This window comes from Atlantibacter sp. RC6, assembly GCF_014193285.1.
Taxonomy (GTDB): Bacteria; Pseudomonadota; Gammaproteobacteria; order Enterobacterales; family Enterobacteriaceae; genus Atlantibacter.
Genome location: NZ_JACHZE010000003.1, coordinates 209,530 through 231,685, shown reverse-complemented (window position 1 = coordinate 231,685; position 22,156 = coordinate 209,530). Strand labels below are relative to the sequence as shown.

Annotated in this window: 15 protein-coding genes and 1 tRNA gene; 5 read left to right on the top strand and 11 right to left on the bottom strand. The window is 52.7% G+C overall.

Annotation, left to right across the window (positions count from 1 at the left end; translation table 11 throughout):
* Window positions 1–10: 10 nt before the first annotated feature.
* The 5 genes from arcC to ygeW all read right to left on the bottom strand — a co-directional run bounded on the left by arcC (window position 11) and on the right by ygeW (window position 6,173).
* Window positions 11–943, bottom strand: coding sequence for a carbamate kinase (gene arcC, locus FHW74_RS09120; RefSeq protein ID WP_183170128.1), 933 nt, complete (start codon window positions 941–943; stop codon window positions 11–13).
* A 53-nt stretch (window positions 944–996) separates the two neighbouring features.
* A complete protein-coding gene (gene hydA / locus FHW74_RS09115; RefSeq protein ID WP_183170127.1) occupies window positions 997–2,382 on the bottom strand; it encodes a dihydropyrimidinase in 1,386 nt (461 codons plus the stop codon).
* Between the two features lie 50 nt (window positions 2,383–2,432).
* Window positions 2,433–3,650 (bottom strand): YgeY family selenium metabolism-linked hydrolase, encoded by a 1,218-nt coding sequence (locus FHW74_RS09110; RefSeq protein WP_183170126.1) that lies wholly within the window; start codon window positions 3,648–3,650, stop codon window positions 2,433–2,435.
* Between the two features lie 71 nt (window positions 3,651–3,721).
* A complete protein-coding gene (gene dpaL, locus FHW74_RS09105) occupies window positions 3,722–4,918 on the bottom strand; it encodes a diaminopropionate ammonia-lyase (protein ID WP_183170125.1) in 1,197 nt (398 codons plus the stop codon).
* Between the two features lie 67 nt (window positions 4,919–4,985).
* Complete coding sequence (gene ygeW / locus FHW74_RS09100; protein ID WP_183170124.1) at window positions 4,986–6,173, bottom strand: knotted carbamoyltransferase YgeW; 1,188 nt, start codon at window positions 6,171–6,173, stop codon at window positions 4,986–4,988.
* Between the two features lie 497 nt (window positions 6,174–6,670).
* Here ygeW and FHW74_RS09095 point away from each other — a divergent pair, with 497 nt between their 5' ends.
* Window positions 6,671–8,449, top strand: a complete 1,779-nt coding sequence (locus FHW74_RS09095) for a sigma-54-dependent Fis family transcriptional regulator (RefSeq protein ID WP_183170123.1) — start codon at window positions 6,671–6,673, stop codon at window positions 8,447–8,449.
* 30 nt (window positions 8,450–8,479) lie between these two features.
* On the opposite strand, the gene xdhC is transcribed toward FHW74_RS09095, so the two are convergent.
* The 3 genes from xdhC to xdhA are packed head-to-tail and all read right to left on the bottom strand — an operon-like array spanning window position 8,480 to window position 12,145.
* Entirely contained in the window at window positions 8,480–8,962 is a 483-nt protein-coding gene (gene xdhC / locus FHW74_RS09090) for a xanthine dehydrogenase iron sulfur-binding subunit XdhC (protein ID WP_183170122.1), read from the bottom strand.
* Entirely contained in the window at window positions 8,959–9,837 is an 879-nt protein-coding gene (gene xdhB / locus FHW74_RS09085) for a xanthine dehydrogenase FAD-binding subunit XdhB (protein WP_183170121.1), read from the bottom strand. Before xdhB ends, xdhC begins: the two co-directional genes overlap by 4 nt.
* Window positions 9,838–9,847: 10 nt before the next feature.
* On the bottom strand, window positions 9,848–12,145 hold the full coding sequence (gene xdhA, locus FHW74_RS09080; protein ID WP_183170120.1) for a xanthine dehydrogenase molybdenum-binding subunit XdhA: 2,298 nt from the start codon (window positions 12,143–12,145) through the stop codon (window positions 9,848–9,850).
* 281 nt (window positions 12,146–12,426) lie between these two features.
* Between xdhA and actS the strand changes: the two genes are divergently transcribed.
* From actS to FHW74_RS09060, 4 genes are all read left to right on the top strand, one after another.
* Window positions 12,427–13,173 (top strand): amidase activator ActS, encoded by a 747-nt coding sequence (gene actS / locus FHW74_RS09075; protein WP_183170119.1) that lies wholly within the window; start codon window positions 12,427–12,429, stop codon window positions 13,171–13,173.
* A 79-nt stretch (window positions 13,174–13,252) separates the two neighbouring features.
* Window positions 13,253–13,326: transfer RNA gene (locus FHW74_RS09070), tRNA-Gly, on the top strand.
* 860 nt (window positions 13,327–14,186) lie between these two features.
* Window positions 14,187–16,976 (top strand): autotransporter outer membrane beta-barrel domain-containing protein, encoded by a 2,790-nt coding sequence (locus tag FHW74_RS09065; protein WP_183170118.1) that lies wholly within the window; start codon window positions 14,187–14,189, stop codon window positions 16,974–16,976.
* Window positions 16,977–17,067: 91 nt separating this feature from the next.
* On the top strand, window positions 17,068–17,694 hold the full coding sequence (locus FHW74_RS09060; protein ID WP_183170117.1) for a helix-turn-helix domain-containing protein: 627 nt from the start codon (window positions 17,068–17,070) through the stop codon (window positions 17,692–17,694).
* A 430-nt stretch (window positions 17,695–18,124) separates the two neighbouring features.
* Here the strand turns inward: FHW74_RS09060 and pdxY are convergent, their stop codons facing one another.
* The 3 genes from pdxY to FHW74_RS09045 form a co-directional block, all read right to left on the bottom strand.
* Window positions 18,125–18,982 (bottom strand): pyridoxal kinase PdxY, encoded by an 858-nt coding sequence (gene pdxY / locus FHW74_RS09055; RefSeq protein WP_183170116.1) that lies wholly within the window; start codon window positions 18,980–18,982, stop codon window positions 18,125–18,127.
* A gap of 11 nt (window positions 18,983–18,993) precedes the next feature.
* Window positions 18,994–20,256 carry an aromatic amino acid transporter gene (locus FHW74_RS09050; RefSeq protein ID WP_183170115.1) on the bottom strand — a complete coding sequence of 421 codons (1,263 nt, stop codon included), beginning with the start codon at window positions 20,254–20,256 and terminating at the stop codon, window positions 18,994–18,996.
* A 112-nt stretch (window positions 20,257–20,368) separates the two neighbouring features.
* Window positions 20,369–21,739, bottom strand: coding sequence for a tyrosine phenol-lyase (locus tag FHW74_RS09045; protein ID WP_183170114.1), 1,371 nt, complete (start codon window positions 21,737–21,739; stop codon window positions 20,369–20,371).
* Window positions 21,740–22,156: the final 417 nt, after the last annotated feature.

The following is a 22,156-nucleotide window of genomic DNA, read 5'->3' as shown; positions in this document are numbered from 1 at the left end:
ACCTCGCGCGTCACTGGCTGATAATGGTGCCGGTTTTGCCTTCAATTCCTTCTTTAGCTTTGCTCAATACGGTGATCAGCGCCTCACGGCCCGGACGAGAACGGGCAAATGCAGCGGCGGCCTCCACTTTCGGCAGCATCGAACCTTTAGCGAAATGCCCTTCATCGATAAAGCGCTGGGCGTCGTTCAGCGACAGGCGATCCAGCCACTGCTCACTGGGCTTGCCAAAGTTGATCGCCACTTTTTCTACTGCGGTGAGGATGATCAGCATATCGGCGTCGATCATCTCCGCCAGCCGGGCGCTGGCCCAGTCTTTGTCGATCACCGCGCTGGCCCCGCGCAGGTGGTTGCCTTCGCGGATCACCGGAATACCGCCGCCGCCTGCGGTGATCACCACGTGGCCTGCTTCCATCATCGCTTTAACGGTCTCTTTCTCGATGATATCCACCGGTTTCGGCGAGGCCACCACGCGCCGGTAGCCGCGCCCGGCATCTTCTTTCATGGTGTAGCCCTGCTGGGTTAAACGCGCGGCTTCCTGCTCGCTAAAGAAGGAGCCGATAGGCTTGGTGGGATTAAGAAATGCCGGATCGTTGGCGTCTACTTCGACCTGAGTGATTAGCGTGGCGACCGGTTTCTGCATCTGGCGCGAGAGCAGCTCTTCACGCAGCGCGTTTTGCAGATCGTAGCCGATGTAGCCCTGGCTGAGCGCCACGCAGACCGACATCGGCAGCATTGGGGTATGCGCCTCGGTTTTGGCTGCGGCCTCAAACGCCAGATTGATCATGCCCACCTGGGGACCGTTGCCGTGCGTCACCACCACCTGATGGCCCTGGGCGATTAAATCGACTATCGCCCGGGAGGTGGTTTTTACCGCTGCCATCTGCCCGGCCAGATCGTCGCCAAGGGCATTCCCGCCCAGGGCGAGAACTATTTTCTTACTCATCCTTTCCTCACTTCGTAGGGTTTCGGGGTCATCCGTTTACGCCACTTTGCCGGTTAGGGGACGGGGTGTTTAAACGGTTTACGTCGCAGGTAGCGCCCTTGTCCGGGGCTACCGGTAAATTTGCCGTCACGGAAAACGCTATTGCCGCGCGACAGGGTCTGGCGGATCGCGCCTTGGCACACCCTGCCTTCCCAGGGGGAGTAGTCGGCGTTGTCGTGCAGGTTTTCATGGCGAATGGTCGTGGTGCGGCGCGGATCGATAATCACGATATCGCCGTCCGCGCCGGGGGCAATCTGGCCTTTATGCGGCCACAGACCGAACAGCTTGGCCGGGGTGGCGCTGGTCAGGGCGACAAAGCGCTCGGGAGAAATACGCCCGCTCATCACCCCGTGGGAGAACAGCAGTAATAAGCGGTTTTCCACGCCCGGCAGGCCGTTCGGGCAGCGGCTGAAATCGCCGCCGGACAGACGCAGGCGCTGTTCCATAGAAAACGCGCAGTGGTCGGTCGCCACCACGTCCACCGCGCCGTCGGCGATGCCGCACCACAGTTTGTCCTGCTCGCGCACGTTGCGCAGCGGCGGGCTGAGAATAAACTTCAGCGCGTCTTCCGCCTGGTAGCTGCGTTCATCCAGCAGCAGATACTGCGGGCAGGTTTCCACCCATACCGGCTGATGCTGCGCCCGCGCCAGCCGTAAGTAATCCAGCCCGAGGCCATTAGAGAGATGCACGATGTACAGCGGCGCATCGCCTGACAGATGCGCCAGGTTGATCATCCGGGCGATGGCTTCGGCTTCGCACTCCAGCGGACGGCTTAAGGCGTGGTACATCGGCGCGGTTTTACCGCAGGCGATGAATTCGGCGCGCTTACGGGCGATTGCCGCGTCGTTTTCCGGGTGAACCGTGGTCAACGCGCCGGCGTCGTTCAGCCGCCGCAGCGCCTGCAACACCTCGTCGTCGTTGAGTTTGAACTGATAGGTCAGGTAGAGCTTAAAGCTGCTGATCCCTTCCTCCACCATCATCGGGATCTCGTCGAGAATGGCGTGGTTGATATGCTGGATCACGCCATGGAAGCTGTAATCGATCACCGCTTTATGGGCGGCGTAGCCGTGGTAAACCTCTAACTGGTGGCGCAGTTTGCAGCCCGCAGGCCCAAATCCCATATGGTCAATAATGGTTGTTGTACCGCCACACGCGGCGGCGCGGGTACCGGTAAAAAAATCATCACAGCTCCGGGCGATGCCGACATCGATGTTGAAATGGGTATGCACGTCGATGCCGCCGGGCATCACGTAACACCCTTCGGCGTCGATCACTTCACAGGGCAGTTCGGGGTTGATGCCAGGGGCGACCTGGCGGACATGGCCGCTTTCGATCAGCACATCCTGGCGGGCCTGGCCGTCGGCGTTGACGACGATGCCGTTTTTAATCAGTACACGCATAGTGACTCCAGAATCCCTCCGGCTGTGCAGCCGGAGGGATAGCACGATGATTATTGTTTTTCAGTGGCAAGCCAGGCCAGCGGGATGGCGGCATACATGGCGGCGCAGGTCACCAGGTGCGCTTTCCAGGTTTTCTCGTTCGGCGCGTGGGCTTCCGGCTCTTTACCCGGACCGAATCCGACCACTGGAATGCCGTGACGGCCCATAATCGAAACGCCGTTAGTGGAGAATGTCCACTTATCGACCACCGGCTGCTGGTGGAACAGGCCTTCATAGGCCGCCGCCAGCGCGCGTACCGTGAAGTGATCTTCTTCCACTTTCCAGGTCGGGAAGTAGCACTCGGTGGGGTAAACCAGGCCGGTCCATGACGGGCGGTCGTAGTTGTACATCGAGACCACCGCATTGGCCTGCTGTACCGCCGGCAGGGCGCGAATTTCATCCAGCGCGCCTTCCCAGGTTTCGCCCCAGGTGAGACGACGGTCAATGGAGACCGCGCAACTGTCGGCCACGGCGCAGCGGCTTGGGGAAGTGAAGAAGATTTCCGACACGGTCAGCGTGCCTTTGCCGAGGAAGTCGTCATGGCCTAAACGCTGGGACAGCCCCTGAAGTTCGTTGAGAATTGGGCCCATTTTGAAAATCGCGTTGTCGCCGCGCTCCGGCGCGGAGCCGTGGCAGCTCACGCCCTGTACGTCGATGCGAATTTCCATACGCCCGCGCTGGCCGCGATAAATCTGGCAGTCGGTGGGTTCGGTGCTGACCACAAACTCCGGACGGATGCCGGACTGTTCAATGATGTATTGCCAGCACAGGCCGTCGCAGTCCTCTTCCTGCACGGTGCCGGTGACCAGCAGCGTGTATTCGTCTTCAAGGCCCAGGTCTTTGATGATCTTACCGGCATAAACCATCGACGCCATGCCGCCTTCCTGGTCGGACGCGCCGCGCCCGCCGATCAGTTCATCGGTTTCCATGCCGGTGTACGGGTCGAAGTTCCAGTTTTTGATGTTGCCAATGCCAACGGTGTCGATGTGCGCATCCATGGCGACCAGGCGTGGGCCATGGCCGACATAGCCGAGAATATTGCCCATCGGGTCGATTTCCACCTTATCAAAACCGACTTTTTCCATTTCCTGTTTGATGCGGTGAATAACGCGCTTCTCGTCGCAGCTCTCGCTGGGAATAGCGATCATGTCGCGTAGAAAACGGGTCATATCATCTTTGTAGTGGTTCGCTTTTTCCAGAATGAGCGCGAACGGAATATGCTTAGCCATCTGTGATTCTCCAGTCTTAGGCTCCCCGTCCGACAGGGAGCGTCAATTCGTCAGTGTGAAGATGTGCGCTGTTAATCCGGAATGCCGTGTTTGCCTTCCCAGACCACTTCGCGGTAGTGCTTCACGTCGGTATCGCCTTCGGTACTGATCGCCAGCACCACGGAATCTTTATCCAGCCCCAGTTTTTTCATTAAGGCGTCACGCTGTGGATGGTGATGGACGGCGGCCAACACCCCGAGGCCGACCGCGCCGGATTCGCCCGACACCACGCGATGATCGTTGCCGAGCGGGTTGCCTAACACCCGCATCCCCAGCGCGGCGACGGCGTCCTGGCAGGAAATAAACTGGGTGGCGCAATTGCGTAAAATCTCCCACCCCAGCGGGTTGGGCTCACCACAGGCCAGACCGGCCATGATGGTGGCCATATCGCCGCCAACGTTGACGATTTCCCCCTTCACGCCGGAGCGGTAAACGCAGTCGGCCAGTTCCGGTTCGACAATCACCGAGTGCAGGTTGCGCGGCCCGTAGACATCGACCAGATAGCCGAGTACGCCGCCCGCCATCGCGCCAACGCCCGCCTGTAACAGGACGTGGGTGGGCTTAACGCCCATCGCGTTCATCTGTTCGACGGCTTCGTCCGCCAGGGTGGCGTAGCCCTGCATGATCCAGGTTGGGATCGTGGTGTAGCCTTCCCACGCGGTGTCCTGCACCACTTCCCAGCCGTTTTGCTGGGCGTTTTTCATGGTCAGGCGCACGGTGTCGTCATAGTTCATGTCGGTGACGATGCACTCCGCGCCGAGTTTGAGGATGGCGTCCACGCGCTCCTGGGCCGACCCTTTCGGCATATACACCACGGCGTTCTGGCCGAGCTGCTTCGCCGCCCACGCCACGCCGCGGCCGTGGTTGCCGTCGGTGGTGGTGGCGAAGGTCATTTTTTCGCTGATGGTGGTTTTGATTTTCTCGAACGAGAAATCAGCGATGTTGATGTGGTACTTCTCGCACAGCAACTGGGCGATGGCGTACGCGCCGCCCAGCATCTTGAATGCGTTGAGCCCGAAGCGCTGGGACTCATCTTTAACGAGGATTTTTTTTACGCCGAACAGCCCGGCGAGCTCATCCAGCGCGTACAGCGGCGTTGGCTGATATCCCGCGATTTTCTGGTGAAACTGGCGGGCCTGCTGCGCCTGTTTTTGTGAGAACAGCGGCGAGGTTTCACCGTTAAAAAATCGGTTATCGGCGATATCCATTTTCAATGCGAAAACTGACATATCCCATCCTTATCCTTCGTAACATCATGGGGAGCAGAGAGGCCGGCCCGCAGGCCGGCGGAGTGGATTATTTGATCCGTTTTTGCGCTTCCTGCAGCAGTTGTTCCAGCAGAACGCCGGGTTTGGCATATTTACGCGCGAGGATCATGGCGGCGATGATGTACGGCTTCCAGCTGGCTTCTTTGTAGGTGGCGATACGGTATTTTTCGAATACGCCTTCGGTAACTTCGCCCTCTTTACAGGAGACGCCGCTGATATCCGCAGGCAGGCAGTGCATATACAGCGCTTCGCCTTTTTTGGTGAGCTTCATCATCTCTTCGGTGCAGTGCCAGTCTTTGTGGTTGGCATTCTGCGCCAGGCAGGCTTTTTCCAGCGCTTTCAGACCATCGTGATCGTTGGCGCGCAGCAGGTCGGTGCGCTGTTCCATCACTTTGTACGGCGCCCAGGATTTCGGGTAGACGATGTCGGCGTCTTTGAACGCTTCTTCCATGCTGGTCACCTGGCGGAAGCTGCCGCCGGAGGATTTGGCGTTGTTTTTCGCCACTTCAATCACATCCGGGATCAGGTCGTAGCCTTCCGGGTGCGCCAGCGTCACCTCCATACCGAAACGGGTCATCAGGCCGATGATCCCTTGCGGCACGGACAGCGGTTTGCCGTAGCTGGGTGAGTAGGCCCAGGTCATGGCGATTTTTTTGCCCTTGAGGTTTTCCAGTGAACCAAAATGCTCGCGCAGCCAGGCAAGATCCGCCATCGACTGTGTGGGGTGGTCAATATCGCATTGCAGGTTGACCAGGGCGGGGCGCTGGGGCAGTACGCCCTGTTTGTAGCCGTCATCCAGCGCGGCACCCACTTCGCGCATATAGGCGTTGCCGGCACCCAGATACATATCGTCGCGGATACCGATGGCATCGGCGCAGAACGAGATCATATTGGCGGTTTCCCGCACGGTTTCGCCGTGGGCGATCTGCGATTTCCCTTCGTCGAGATCCTGTTGCGCCAGGCCAAGTAAATTGAGCGCCGACGCATAGGAGAAGCGGGTACGCGTAGAGTTATCGCGGAACACAGAGATGCCAAGACCGCTATTGAAAACTTTGGTGGCAATATTTTCTGCGCGCAGCGTTTTCAGCGCGGCTGCGACGTCCAGCACTTGTTTCAATTCATCTGTGGTTTGCTCCCACGTCAACAAAAAGTCTTTCTCGTGGAGGTGAGAGTTCAGCGCATTGATATCCTTTATCAACTCATTAACAGTTTTCATTTTTAGATCCTGGTAGTGGAATGACAGGCATGGTGGCATTTAGCTGTGTCAGGCATGGAATGAGCCGGGCATTGAGAAACGCGATTCACAGCGATATCTGTGTCTTAACAATAACTGTGCCAGAATCATTACCGACCCGTTTAATACCGCTTAATGCCACCAATAATGAGAAATAAATCACAAATTAATGCCATTTATTGACCCGTATTTAATACGTAATCGTTTGGCTTTATTTACCGGCTGTGAGTCGCGCGGGAATAACACAGGGCTTATTTGCGCGTGAAACCAGAAGCGCCGTCAATTTGATAAATTAGCTGCGCTTATTCTCATATTGATATGGAATTGTGATGTTTCTTCCATATTTCCATCTGAGAATGATAAAGGAAAGGTGTTTTTATCAATATCACAGGCAGACAGGGTAGTATCATAGGGTTCAGATTATTCTCTAAGCGACTTTATAAATATCAACCAATTAAGTGATATTCGAAGGTTAAGCTATGATACCCGCCAATACGCAATCCGTTTTGATGCAGATTCAGCCGATAATTCAACGCTTTGCCAGAATGCTCGCCAGCGTGTTGCAGCTTGAGGTCGAGATTGTTGATGAAAACCTGTGCCGGGTGGCTGGCACGGGATCTTACGGCAAATTCCTTGGTCAGAAACTCAATACCAATTCGCGCTTATTGCGTTACGTGCTGGAAACCAAACAGGAAAAGGTCGTGACCCATTCGCGTTACGATCCATTATGTGAAGGATGTACCAGTAAAGATAATTGCAAGGAGAAAGCTTTTCTCGGCACGCCGGTAATATTCCAGGACAATTGCGTCGGCGTGATTAGCCTTATCGCCGTGACCCATGAGCAGCAGGAGCATATTAATGATAACCTGCATGAGTTCTCTGATTATGTCCGCCATATTTCGACAATCTTTGTTTCTAAATTGCTGGAAGATCAGAACGGCAGCGGCAGTATTCGTAAAATATTCTCCACCATGATCGAAAATATGGATCAAGGGGTGCTGGTGGTGGGTGAGGATAGTCGCGTGCAGTTTGCCAACCTGACGGCGCTGAAAATACTTGGGGTGACCCAGGGGAATATGATTGGCCAGACCGTTAATTTCCGTCCGCTGACCTTTGAAAGCAATTTTACCCAGGGGCATATGCAGCACATCGTCACGTTCGATGACAAAAGCGAACTGATAATCGGGCAGCTTCACCATGTGCAGGACCATCAGCTGTTCCTGATGGCGTTTCATCAGTCGCATACCTCATCCGGCGTGGCGATTGCCCAGGATGAACCCCATATTGAGCATCTGGTAGGGGAATGCCGCCCGATGCGCCAGCTAAAACGCCTGATTAGCCGCATCGCGCCCAGCCCGTCGAGTATTTTGATTGTCGGAGAAAGCGGAACCGGCAAAGAAGTGGTGGCGCGGGCGATTCATCAGCTCAGCGATCGGAAAAATAAGCCCTTTATCGCGATTAATTGCGCGGCCATCCCGGAACAACTGCTGGAAAGCGAACTGTTCGGCTATGTGAAAGGGGCATTTACCGGCGCATCCGCCAACGGCAAGACCGGGCTTATCCAGGCGGCAAACCACGGCACGCTGTTTCTGGATGAGATCGGCGATATGCCGCTTACCCTCCAGGCCAAATTGCTGCGCGCCATCGAAGCGCGCGAGATCCAGCCCATTGGCGCCAGCCACCCGGTGCAGGTGGATATTCGCATTATTTCCGCCACCAACCAGAATCTGGAGCAATTTATTGCCGACGGGAAATTCCGGGAAGATTTGTACTATCGCCTGAATGTCATCCCGGTCAGCTTGCCGCCGCTGCGCGAGCGTCAGGATGATATGGAGCTGTTGATCCACTATTTCCTTCATCTCCATACCCGGCGGATCGGCCTGGTTTACCCGGGCGTGGCGCCGGAAGTGATGCTGATCCTCAAACGCTATCGTTGGCCGGGCAATTTACGTGAACTGAGTAACCTCATTGAATATTTGATCAACGTGGTGCCGTCAGGGGAGGTGATCGACGCGTCGCTGTTGCCACCGAATCTGACGAATGGCGTGAAGCTGGCGGATACCGATATGGATGCGGTTTTCGCTATGGCCCCGCGCGTGGATGAATCCGGCGGAACGGCGCTGGAAGAGATGGAAAAACAGATGATTCGTGATGCCTTGTCGCGCTACAGCAATAAAAAACAGGCGGCGGATGAGTTGGGGATCGGCATTGCCACGCTGTACCGCAAAATCAAAAAATATGAGCTGCAGGCAGGATGAAAAGCGGGCACCTTGTGTGCCCGCCTCGGTTTACTCCTGCGGACGATCGCAGGCTTGCACGGTATCCACAATCATCTGATAGCCGGTGCAGCGGCAAAGATTGCCCGCCAGGCCCTGGCGGATCTCCAGCACCGTAAAGGGCTTAGCGTGCGGTTTCGCCAGTAATGCGGTCGTCGCCATTATCAGCCCAGGCGTACAGAAGCCGCACTGCACCGCGCCGGAACGGGTATAGGCATGCTGAACGGCAGATAACTGCCCCCCGATGGATTCGCCTTCGGCCGTGCGGATCGCTTTTCCCTCCACCCATGCCGCGAGATACAGGCAGCTATCGATGGCGATGCCGTCGACCAGCACGGTGCAGGCACCGCACTCCCCGACGTTGCATCCCTGTTTTACGCTCAGTAACCCCTGTCCGCGCAGCAGCTCTGCCAGCGGTGTCGCGGGCGAGGCGGTAAAGCGGAAGGGCGCGCCGTTAATCATGCAATTAACGGTTATCCAGGCTTCATTTTTCATAGCAGTTTCCCTCCCGCGTTTTCTACGGCTTCGCAGACGACTTTTCGGGTCATGGTTTGGATCAGATGTAAACGGAACTCTTTGGCTGCGCGCCAGGAGGAGCGCGGGGAGACGTCCTGCAACACGGCTTCGCTGATAGCGGCCAGGGTTTGTTGCGTCAATGGCGCGCCCTGCGCCGCCTGCTCAGCATGGGGGCAGCGGATCGGCGTGGGCGCGGCGACGCCAAATGCCAGCCGCAATTCATCAAATTTGCCCTCTTTGATCAGGCAGCGCGCTGCGCTGCCAATGGTGGCGATATCCATTGCGTCACGCATCGCGTATTTAAAGTGGGCGCTGCCTGCGCCGGAGGTTGGCTGGGGCGGGAAGTGAAACGCCACCAGTATCTCGCCTGCTTCCAGCGCCACGCTGCCGGGGCCGGTATGGAAGCCGTTGACAGAGGTGAAACGGGTGCCGGAAGCGGAGGCGATTTCCAGCGTGGCATCGTAAATCAGCGACGGCGTAGCGGAATCGGCGCTGGTGGCTCCGTTGCAAATATTGCCGCCGTAGGTGGCGACGTTGCGGATTTGCGGCCCGGCGATAGACGCGGCGGCGGCGCTTAACGCCGGAAGATGTTGCCTGACCAGCGGGCTTTCGATCAGTTCGGTAAAGGTGGTGCCAGAGCCGATGCGCAGTCCGCCTTCGTCATTTATTTCAATGCCGCGCAGCGCCGCCAGACCGTGAATATCCACCACGTGGCGATAGCGGGCATTATGATGATGCAACTGGATCAGCGCGTCCGTGCCGCCTGCCAGCAGCCGCGCCTGCGGATGCTGCGCCAGCAGCGCTGCCGCGTCGGCAATCCCTGTAGCGCGGTGATAGCTTTCGAAATCAAACATAGCGTTATCCTTAAATCAGACCCGCCTCGCGGAATTCACTGAACAGACGTTTCGGCGTTAGCGGCAGGGTATTAATCGCCACGCCTGTCGCCATCCTTACCGCATTGCGTATCGCTGCGGCGACCGGGATAATCGGCGGTTCTCCCAAAGACTTATGCCCGTAGGCCGATTGCGGTTCATGGGTATCCACAAACCCGCATTCCAGTTCGGGGAGATCCAGCATGGTGGGCATTTTGTAATCCAGCAGATTGGGATTGCGCACGACGCCGGTTTTTTCATCAATGATCATCTCTTCGAAAATCGACCAGCCGATGCCCATTCCCATCCCGCCGTGAACCTGGCCTTCCGCCAGCACCGGGTTGAGGATGTGCCCGGAGTCGTGCATGTTGAGGATGCGGTTAATGGTGATTTTGCACAGGTCTACATCCACCGTGAGATCGACAAAGGTGCAGCCAAACGCGGGCGGGTTGGTGGTGGTTTTCACCGACGCCTCTGCGGAGAGTTGTCCACCGCGCTCGGGGTGATAAAACGCATCCATGGCGATGTCGGCAACCGACAACAGCGGCGCGTTCGGGCGCTCGGTCAGCACCACGTCACCGCGAATGAGCGTCAGATTCATCGCTGACTGGTGCAACATCAGCGCGGCATGCTGAAGGATTTTTTCACGCATCTGTAACGCCGCCTGACGCAGAGCTGGGGCCGCCACGTAGCTTTGCCGCGAGGCAAACGCGCCTGGGTCGAACGGCGTGATGTCGGTATCCTGGGTGGAGATTACCCGTACCGAACTGACCAGTACGCCAACGGTTTCTGCCACCATTTGCGAGAACACCGTATCGGCGCCCTGACCGATTTCCGTCGCGCCGCTTTGTACGTTAATGGTGCCATCCTGGTTAAGCAGCAGCCGCGCGCCGGAAATCTCCACGCCTACCGGCCAGGTGTTTGAGGTATAGCTAAAGCAAGCCACCCCCACGCCGCGCCGCAGATTGCCCTGCTGGCCCAGGCACGCCTCTTTACGTTGATCCCATTCGAAAATCTCGCGGCCTTTTATCAGGCATTCCGGCAGCCCGGCGCTGTGGATTACCTTTTGATTGACCGGGTTGAGATCCCCTTCGCGCGCCGCGTTGCGCAGGCGGATCTCTACCGGATCGATGCCCAGCTGTGCGGCGGCATCATCCAGCATTGCCTCCAGCGCAAATACCACCTGCGGCGCGCCGTAGCCGCGCATCGCCCCCGCAGAGGGCAGGTTGGTGTAACAGGTAGTGGCGCGATAGCCGAAGGCGATACGCGGATAGAGATAGGGGATTTTGTTGCCGCCGGCTGCGGCGATGGAGTGACCGTGAGACGCGTAAGCGCCGGTATTCGACAGCACGTCCAGCATATAGCCTTTGAGGATACCGTCGCGGGAAATGCCGAGCTGCCCGTTGATAGTAAAGGCGTGGCGAGTGCGGGTGGCGGTAAAACACTCTTCGCGGCTGAGCATCACTTTGACTGGAATACCGCCCAGTTTTAATGTCAGAAACGCCGCCATCGGCTCCTCCAGCACATCCTGTTTGTTGCCAAAGCCGCCGCCGACGTAGGGTTTGATCACTCTGATCCGCGACCAGGCGATATCCAGCGCCTGCGCGACAACACGGCGGACAATGTGCGGGATCTGGGTACTGGAAACGATAGTGATGCGCGCATCTTCTTCCATCCACGCAAAGCTGGTGACGCTTTCCATATGGCAGTGTTGAATGACCGGCGTTTGGTAATGGCCGCTAACCTGATACTCCGCTTCGGCGATAACTTTAACCGGATCGCCCGCCATGATTTCGCTGTGCTTTAATGTGTTGCCGGAAGGGTGGATCGCGACGGCATCTTCGGCCAGCGCGGCGTGAGGGGTGGTGATAACCGGTAATTCTTCCCATTCGACCTTAACTAATAACGCCGCTTTTTCTGCGGTGAGTTCGTCGCGGGCGACGACGATGGCAACACCATCGCCATAATGACGGACGTGGCGGGTTAACAACAGCCGGTCAGCGATATCGCGCTTGCCCGCATCTAATGTCCATGCGTGGCCCGCTGTCGCGAAGGGGATCTCCGGTACGTCTTCCCAGGTGAACACGGCGAGTACGCCATTGAGCGCTTTCGCCTCTGTGCAGTCAATTTTGCTGGCATAACCATGAGCGATGGGGCTTCGAACATATCTGGCGTAACACATTCCCGCCATCACATAATCGTCAGTATATCGTGCGCGGCCCGTTGCTTTAGCAACGGCATCCACACGCATACAGGGCTCGCCCGTTGCGGCAGCTTCCCGTTGTTCCATTTTTCTCTCTCCTGATGTGACAGACGCTGTTCTTCAGTCAATAGAACGATCAGGCAAAATTTACGCCAGAAGAGAAAATGCCCGTTGTACAAGAAGTAAACTGTGATGACCTTAAAAAATGTCGGGGAATAAATGAAAAGCGGGGCAGGTGAGAGGTTATCTCTTTATCATAATGACCAGACAACTCTCAATCTGATAAGTATCATAACGTGCGCTGGAATTGGGCATCCGACGCCAGGCTGCTATGATAAACCGTCATTTGTCTTTAAAGAGGATCTGTTTTGAGCGCAGGACGCCTGTCTGGAACCCCCTTTCGAATTGCCATTAGCCTGGCGATAGCACTGCTGATCGCAGGCTGTTCAGGCAATAAATCCTCTGATCCGGGTAGCTATTCCGGCAACGTTTATACGGTGAAACGGGGCGATACGCTGTATCGGATTTCGCGGATGACAGGTACCAGCGTTAAAGATCTGGCCCGGCTCAATAACATCTCCGCGCCCTATACCATTGAGGTAGGGCAGCGGCTGAAAGTGAACGGCACGACGAAAACCGCTTCGTCTTCCCGTAAATCGTCCGGCAAAACCGCAGCGGTGACGCCGTCCTCCGCAGTGCCGCAATCGTCCTGGCCGCCAGTGGGACAACGCTGCTGGCGCTGGCCGACCAGCGGGAAAGTGATCCTGCCCTATTCAACGGCGGATGGCGGCAATAAAGGCATTGATATTGCCGGTTCGCGCGGGCAGCCTGTCGTGGCGTCCGGTGCCGGAACGGTGGTGTATGTAGGCAACCAGCTGCGCGGCTACGGCAACCTGGTGATGATTAAGCACGGTGAAGATTACATCACGGCCTATGCGCATAACGAGGCGCTGTTGGTCAACAATGGCCAGAAAGTGAAAGCGGGGGAGAAAATCGCAACGATGGGCAGCAGCGGCGCAGACGGGGTGCAGCTCCATTTCCAGATTCGCTATCGCGCCACGGCCATCGATCCGCAGCGCTACCTGCCACCGCCGGGCAAAGCGCCTTCGTGCTAACTGTTTAAAAGAGCATCAGTTAAGCTGCAAGGTATTGCCTGAAGTCAGTGAAGGTCTATAATGCCTTGCACACCTCGAAGCGGGTGTAGTTCAATGGTAGAACGAGAGCTTCCCAAGCTCTATACGAGGGTTCGATTCCCTTCACCCGCTCCAGTAATCAGCCCCCTGAATTTTGTCACTGCCTCTTACGCTAATCACGTACAACGCCTTAAAGAACTCATATCTCTGAATTCTATAATTCACCGACTTTATTCATCTAATAAACCCGATTACCTATTTCATCAATTTATGGGTTTCATCGCTTTGCCATTCTTATGAATTATATCAATCCTGATTATAAAATTATTTAACTCCACTGTTGCATTAGAATGATTCGCCCGAAAAGAGATAATTCATATGATGGATGATATTTTTAAAATTGTATTTGTTATACCGCTATTGTTCACTCAAAAAAATCTATTCACATCGAATCCGGATATTTAAAAGTTCTTGCACAGTAACATCTGTGTTTGCGATGTTGCGACGTAAGTCGAATATGAACGCGACACTGAGCAAATATCGCTATCAGGCTACAGCATATATTGCAAAGCGTATTATGTATACATAGCGATTTTTGGCGTGATGATGAGGAGAAATCATTCTGTTTTTTTATTTTTCATGTTTTTCAAGGGGATTGGCTTATTGTGCTGTTTTTTATGTAATTAAACAATTCTGGAATTATTTGGAAAAAACAAAAAGAAAGTTTTGTTTTTATTGGAATCCTCAGCGTTATATCATTATCTTATTTATATTGTTCTGGTTTATATTTTGGTTTGAATCTTATTTTTATTGAAAGTGTGAAATCATACTTTCGCTAAAGTTTATTTGAACCATTTATCCTTCGGTGCGCATAATTTCTCCCGCAAGTGCTTCTCTAATTTTAAACATATCTGTGTTATGTGTCGTTTTTAACTTTTTAGTAAACCGCATAATTGATGGACCAACATAAGTATGTCCCTGAGGAGGGATGGTAAATGCGCTGCTGGAATAAGAAACTCGTTGTATCTCAATTAGCAATAGCTTGTACGATGGCAATCGCTTCTCAGGCATCTGCTACCATTGATATTTCTGGTACCAATTATGACACCTTTTATTATAACGGTGGCGTAATGTATCAGGGTTACGTGGGCTATGATTACGGTTCTAACTACTATAACGGGAATATCTATCCTGTTATTAATGGGGCCAACGTTAACGGTGTCATCTCGACGTATTATCTTGATGATGGCGTCGCGGGCAACACCAACCCGAACTCTCTGACGATCAAAGACAGCTATATCAATGGCATGATCACTTCTGAATGCATGACCACGGAATGTGCTGATGGGCGCGCTGATGGCTATGCTTACAATCGTCTGGCTTTAACCGTTGATAACTCAACAATCGACGATAACTTTGAGCACTATACCTATTACAATGCTGAAACCGCTGAAACAGCTTCCTATGATGTTTACAACTTAGGGACGGCAATCACCCTGGATCAGGAAGTTGATTTAGTCATCCAGAACAACTCTAAAGTTGCCGGCATTATGCTGGGCCAGGGTTATGAATGGGAAGATAATCTTGACGTAACGGCGCCTGACGGTTGGAACAGCGGCGAAATCTTTAATGATACTGTCGTGGTAAAAGACTCTGTTGTGACTTCTGGCTCACTGAGCGATGAAGGGACAACAGGCTTCTATGGCCGTACCGGTAAAGCCAGCGATTACAGCAATACAGCAACGGCGGACGATATTGCCCTTGCAGTTGTCGCTTCCGATGCTGACAACGCCATGCAGACTACCGCAACGTTCGATCACTCAACCTTAACCGGTGACGTTCTGTTCTCCAGCACCTTCGATAATAACTTCGGCGGCTACAATACGCTGGATGACCAGGGCAATGTTGTCCATGTGGATGCTTACGACCGCAATGGCGACGGCACGTTTGATTCAAATGGTTGGGACGGCACCGATCGTCTGGATCTTACGCTGACAAACGGCAGCAAATGGGTTGGCGCGGCGATCTCCGATGTTGAAGCGACCTCTGAACTGTATGATTATCAGCCGAACAGCATTTGGCCGAGCTCTGTCTACGGTATCGGTACTGACGGTACTGCTTTTGATGAAGAAAACCATGTGGTTGGCAATGCGGTTTATCAGAGCGGCATCTTCAACGTCACGCTGGACAACGGTTCCGAATGGGATACCCGTAAGGTTTCCAATATTGACGATCTGACTGTAAACAACGCATCGAAAGTCAACGTTGAGAATTCAAGCCTGCTGGCTGATAGCATCACCCTGACAAATGGTTCGTCATTGAACATCGGCGACTCCAACAACGCGGCTGATGATTATGCCGGTTACGAAGTTGCTACTAACAGTCTGCATATCGATAGCTACAGCCAGGCATCCCTGCTTGAAGAAACTGCCAGCCTGTACGCCAACACCATCACCGTGGATAATCATGGTCAGTTGAATCTGGGTCTGGGTCAGATTGACACCAATAATATGGTGCTGACTAACGCCGGTGTGCTTAACATCGCCAGCCGTGATTACGTACTGAATTCAGACCTGAACAATGGCCGCTATATCACTAACGATATCCATGATGCCAATTACGATTATGGTGTGATTGCGCTGAATTCCGATGGCCATCTGGCCGTGAATGGCGATGTTGCAGGCAATTACGAAGTACGCATCGACAATGCAACAGGTACCGGTTCAGAAGCTCAATACAAAGATAAAGAAATTATCCGCGTATATGATAATGACGCCAATACCAACGCTAGCTTCACCGCCGCTAACAAAGCTGACCTGGGTGCCTACACCTATGAAGCTAAACAAGATGGCGATGTCGTGACACTGCATCAGGAAGAGCTGACCGACTATGCCAACATGGCGCTTAGCGTACCTTCTGCAAACAGCAACATCTGGAATCTGGAGCAGGATGTCCTGTCAACGCGCCTCGCGAATGGCCGTCATACTGCAGGGGATCAGGGTGGCGCATGGGTTGCCTACTTCGGGGGCAACTTTAACGGCAGCAATGATGTGCTGAACTATGACCAGGACGTTAACGGCATCATGGTCGGTGTTGATAAACAGATCGATGGCAACAATGCGAAATGGACTGTCGGTGCAGCTGCCGGCTTTGGTAAAGGCAGCCTGGACGATCGTTCCGGCAATGTTGATCAGGATACTCAGTCTGCTCGTTTCTATACGTCAGCCCGCTTCCCGAACAACATCTTTGTTGATACCACATTGAGCTACAGCCATTACAGCAATGATCTGACTTCAGTAATGAGCAACGGTGATTCTGTTTCCGGCGACATTTCATCTGATGCCTGGGGCTTTGGCTTGAAAGCGGGTTACGATTGGCAGTTCAACGAGAACGGTTATCTGACTCCGTATGCCAGCATTACTGGCCTGTTCCAGGATGGCGACGACTACCAGCTTAGCAACAAGATGGATGTTGATAGCCAGTCTTATGACAGCCTGCGTTATGAACTGGGTGCTGATATTGGTTACACCTTCAACTATGGTAACGATCAATCCTTCACCCCTTATGGCAAACTGGCTTACGTTTACGACGATGCAGATAATAGCGCTAATGTTAACGGCGACAGCATCGATAACGGCGTAGAAGGTTCTGCGGTTCGCGTTGGTCTGGGCGGCCAATTCAGCTTTACGAAAAATTTCAGCACTTATGCGGATGCTAACTATCTGGGCGGCGGCGACGTTGACCAGGATTGGGCAGCAAATGTGGGTGTGAAATACACATGGTAATCACCGCCACACTGTAATGATGTTGTGGTTATTAAATGCCTGTCCTTGTCTGGACGGGCATTTCTATAACCAGAGTGAATGGACTACTCACATGTTAGCTTTGGTAAAACCGTTAAATCATTTAGATATTCTTCGCAGCCATTTTAATCCTTCCGCTACCCCCTTCAGTATTGCCGCCGGAGAGGAACTACGTTTTTCTGACGAAGAAGGCGAACAACAATGCTGGTTTTTTAAAGAAGGTTTTCTCGATATATGGCGAGAAAACAACAACATACATGTAGAACTCCTTACTGCTCCCGTATTACTCAATTTATCAGACGATCTTATCCCCAGCCCCTTAAATTATAAAATTGTCACTAAATCGAACTGTACAGGGTTTTACTTACCCGTGAGCCGTGCAATGGATATTATTGAAGAGCAGGGGCTCTGGAAGTCATTTTGCCACTGGCAAACCTATCAAATGCGCTGGTTTGAATGGCGCGATTCGCAATTCATTGGCGCCTCAACCTATGCGCAAATTCGCTCCACGCTATTAACCATGGCGTCGTGGGACCAAGAGTTGCGCTCTCAGATCGGCGTCATCAATTATATTCAGACCCACACCCATATCTCCCGGTCGGTGATCGCTGAAATGCTTTCCGCGCTGCGAAAGGGAAACTACATCGAAATGCAAAAAGGCAAACTCATCGCAGTTCATAAACTACCGCTAAATTACTAGATCGCCGGATGACGAAGGTTGGGGCGTAAAATAATTACGGAGCGAAAGCAAAAAATATTTACAGTCAGGTTTACACTTAGACTGACAAGGAAGACGTGAGGATATTGGCGCTTCGTAACAGGAAGGGTACAATATGTGACCTGTATCACACTGAGGTTGACAATATGTCTTTCTACAAAAAACTTCTCAACAAAATTGATGCTTTTGCTGCGTTGATCCCGCCGCGTTATTTCCGGGCATAAGCGCGTCATTAGCAAGCTTGCACCCCGCATAACGAGCCGGGGTGCAACTTTACCTGTTATCGCTTCTTCTTTCGCAACCCTGTTAACTGCAAAGTAATCAGCAGGATACGCAATAGCGCGAATCTATGCACCAGCGGAAACTGAATTCTAAGAAGCGTCAGAAACATCCTTCACCCCAGGTTATTCGGCTACAGTTCTATTGCTGCATAACGAATCACCGGATTCATGATGAAATGTCGTGATTCAATCAGTTCCAGCTCATAACTTTCTCGCTGCCAGGTATGGCGCATTACGGCATCGACAATATTGGCGCTGTATTCCAGCGCGGTAACGTCATCAAAACCGTTCAGCAAACCTGCAAGTAACACGCTACAGGTCAGATCGCCTACACCAACCGGCTGTTTGGGGAAAAGGTACAGCGGTCGTGCAATATGCAAAACCTGCCGTCCGGTGACCAAAAGCATCTCGAAAGCGGCTGGATCTTTGGCACATTTCCCCAGGTGTTTGACTAACACTTTGCTCACGCCTTGCGCGACCAGTTGCTGTGCCGCATACACCACCTCATCAAAGGTATTTAATGTTTTGCCGGTTAATATTTCCAGTTCATGTAAGTTGGGGCCCATCACGTCTGCCAGCGCAATGGCTTCGTTTTTGAAAAACGTATCGACGCCGTTAGCCACCACGCAACCTTTTTCAGGATGGCCCATCACAGGATCGCAAAAATAAAGCGCTTTCGGGTTATAACGACGGACCTGGTTAACGGCCAGCGCCACCTCTTCACACTGCCTGCTGTCGCCGAGATAACCTGATAAAACGGCATCGCACTCAGGCAATTTATCGTTTTGCTCCAGCCCGGCAATCATATGCGTCAACTGGCCCGGCGGCAGCGCCATTCCCTGCCAGTGCCCATATTGGGTGTGATTAGAAAACTGCACGGTATGAAAAGGCCAGACATCAATACCTAACAACTGCATCGGCAAGACGGCGGCCTTGTTGCCCGCGTAGCCGTATACCACGCTCGACTGGATTGATAATACGTTTTTCATAACAACCTCAATTACTTAAATGCCGGCAGCCAGCCGAGAACATCAAGCACGACCGTCAGATAGACAATAGCGCCGCAGACAATAACCAGATTCAGCATCGTGTTATTACAGGGAGCGGTGTAAATCGCCGAGCTATAACGACGCCGTGCGCTTTTCACCAAGAAGGGTGGAAGGATGACGCTCCAGATGGTGAATGCTAAACCGGCATAACCGATGGCGTACACGAAGCCGTTGGGGAAAAAGAAACAGACAAACGCGGGCGGAAGATAAGTCACCAGCGTGGTTTTAAAACGGCCCAGCGGATCGTTAGGGAAGTGGAACAGGTCGGCAATGTAATCGAAAAGGCCGAGCGTCGCGGCGAGCAATGAACTTGCCACGGCGAAGTTTCCGAAGAAAGTCAGGATAAGATCCATATAGCGGCTGGTGAAGATCCCGCCGATGGCCTCAACGAAAACGTCGATATTGCCGCCCTTAGCGATAATCGGCGAGAACGAGGCGCGGCTGATATTCCCCATGGTGACCGCCAGCCAGAAAATATACAAAAGCACCGCAAACACGGTTCCGATCACGATTGAGCGTGTGATATTCGGCACGCCCTGCTTCCCATATAGTTTTACCAGACTCGGCACGTTGCCATGAAAGCCGAATGAAATAATGCAAAACGGTAATGTCATTAGCACATAGGGAAGATAGCGGGTGCCCGGTATGGCGACAGAGGCGCTATCCAGCAGTTTAGCCATCTCAATATGGCTCACCAGCCCGGAAAAGGTAGCAAAAAAAGCAATAAACTTACCGAGTATAAGTACCGTCGTAATACGGCCAACCAGTAAAGAGCTATACCAGGCGATAATCCCGACAAACAGCGTCACCACAATAACTGAAAATTTAGCCGGAAAATGGATGCCGCTGTATTTCATGAGCGTCTGGCTCAATACTGCCGACGAACCAGAAATATAGGCATAGGTGAGAATATATAAGACAAAGCCAAACGCGATACCAACAACAATATTCCATTTCTTTCCCAGCAGTTCCTGGGTAAAAGTATTAAAGCTGGCCCCGGGTTCAAAGTGCAGGTTGACTTCAACTAACATCAAACCGGTTAATAACATCATAAACGCAATAGCGATTAAAATCACAGTTGCGCCGGTAAACCATACGCCGGCCATGGCAATCGGAAGAGAAAACATGCCGCCGCCAATGACGGTAGCAATCACGAGCACTGCACCACTGGTTAATCCAGGGGTACCATTTTGAGCGGGGTTATGAATACCCATAATTATGTTCCTGTAAAAAAATTATTGTTATTTACAGCATTTATACTCAATTTTTAAACGGCCTCGTTCAGAAACAAAAAGGCCCTGCAACGAGGCAGGGCCAAATACTGAATTAGATGTAATCAAAGCGAGCCGTAAAGAAACGCAGTTGCTTCGGTTCGTATTCAAACTTCAGTCCGCGAATATCTTCTTTATGCTTATACAGCTTGATAATACCATCAGCGACGACGTCCATATGCGCATAGGTATAAACGCGACGCGGAATAGTCAGACGTACGGTTTCCAGTTTCGGTCTGTGGTGCTCACCGGTCTCTTTATTACGTCCAGCGGAAATGATGCCGCGCTCCATACTGCGAACGCCGGTTTCCATATAGATGCTGGCTGCCAGACTCTGTGCCGGGAATTCATCCTGAGACAAATGTGGGCAGAAACGACGTGCATCCAGGAATACCGCATGACCCCCGATCGGTTCGACAATCGGCACGCCCGCGCTTTTGAGTTTTTCGCCGAGGTAGCGAACTTGCTTGATACGATGCTCAATATACTCATACTGCATCGCTTCGCGCAGGCCAATCGCCATGGCTTCCATATCACGGCCAGCCAGACCGCCGTAAGAAGGCATCCCTTCGTAAACCACAACCAGCTCGCGAGCGGAAGAGAACATTTCATCATCATTCATGCACAGGAAGCCGCCGATGTTAACCAGGCAGTCTTTTTTACCGGACATGGTGCAGCCATCGGCATAGCTGAACATTTCATGGACGATATCTTTAATGCTGGTGTTCTCGTAACCTTTTTCCTGCTCTTTAATGAAATAGGCGTTTTCAACACAGCGGGTGGCGTCATAGAACACCTTAATTCCATGCGCAGCAGTCAGTTCGCGTACGGCGCGCATATTTTCCATGGATACCGGCTGGCCGCCTGCCAGGTTAACGGTTACCGCCAGGCAAATATAGGCGATATTTTCCGCACCTTTTTCATCGATCAGTTTCTGCAATTTATTCAGATCGATATTGCCTTTAAAGGCGACTTCAATCGTGGCGTCGTGCGCTTCATCACGAACGATGTCGATAAAGGTCGCGCCATTTTTTTCCTGATGATAACGGGTAGTGGTGAAATACATATTTCCCGCAACATACTGGCCCGGTTTAATAGCCAGTTGCGATAATAAGTTTTCTGCGCCGCGCCCCTGGTGAGTCGGTACAATATGTTTAAAGCCGAAGAGTTCACGAACCGTTCTTTCCAGATGATGGAAGTTTTCGCTGCCCGCATAAGCTTCGTCGCCGATCATCATTCCGGCCCACTGCTTATCGCTCATGGCGTTGGTTCCGCTATCAGTCAGCAGGTCGATATACACGTCTTTCGAATTTAATAAGAAAGTATTGTAGCCCGCTTCCTGCATTTTCTTAATACGCTCATCGCGTGGGATCATAGAAACGGTTTCAACGCTTTTAATACGGAACGGTTCTGCTGGAAAATTCATTTAAATATCTCCGTTGTATAGGGTGGTATTCGTTGGTTAAAAGCATATCGTCCCGCCTGAACTCCGAGGCGGAATAATTTCCGGGTTTAGCACCCTGTTTAAATAATCGTAAAATGTTAAGGCAAAGCGATTATGCGTTAAACATTCAAGCGTTGAAATAGCCAGGCAACAGTTTGCTAACGCATATTTTTAGTCCATCTGTAAAACCCGTGACCTGAGTCACTGTATTTAAAAAGAGCGATATAAAATCAAGTAATTACCAGGCATTGATTTGCCTTAAATGCATCGATAATACCTGGATTATGTAAAGTAATGGTATTTTCCCTTTCCTGTTTTTTTCTTTTGCTTTCGTGATGACTTACTACGGCGTAAAAATTGCGAACGGAGTCATTGTTTTTAGACAAAATATTACAAGGC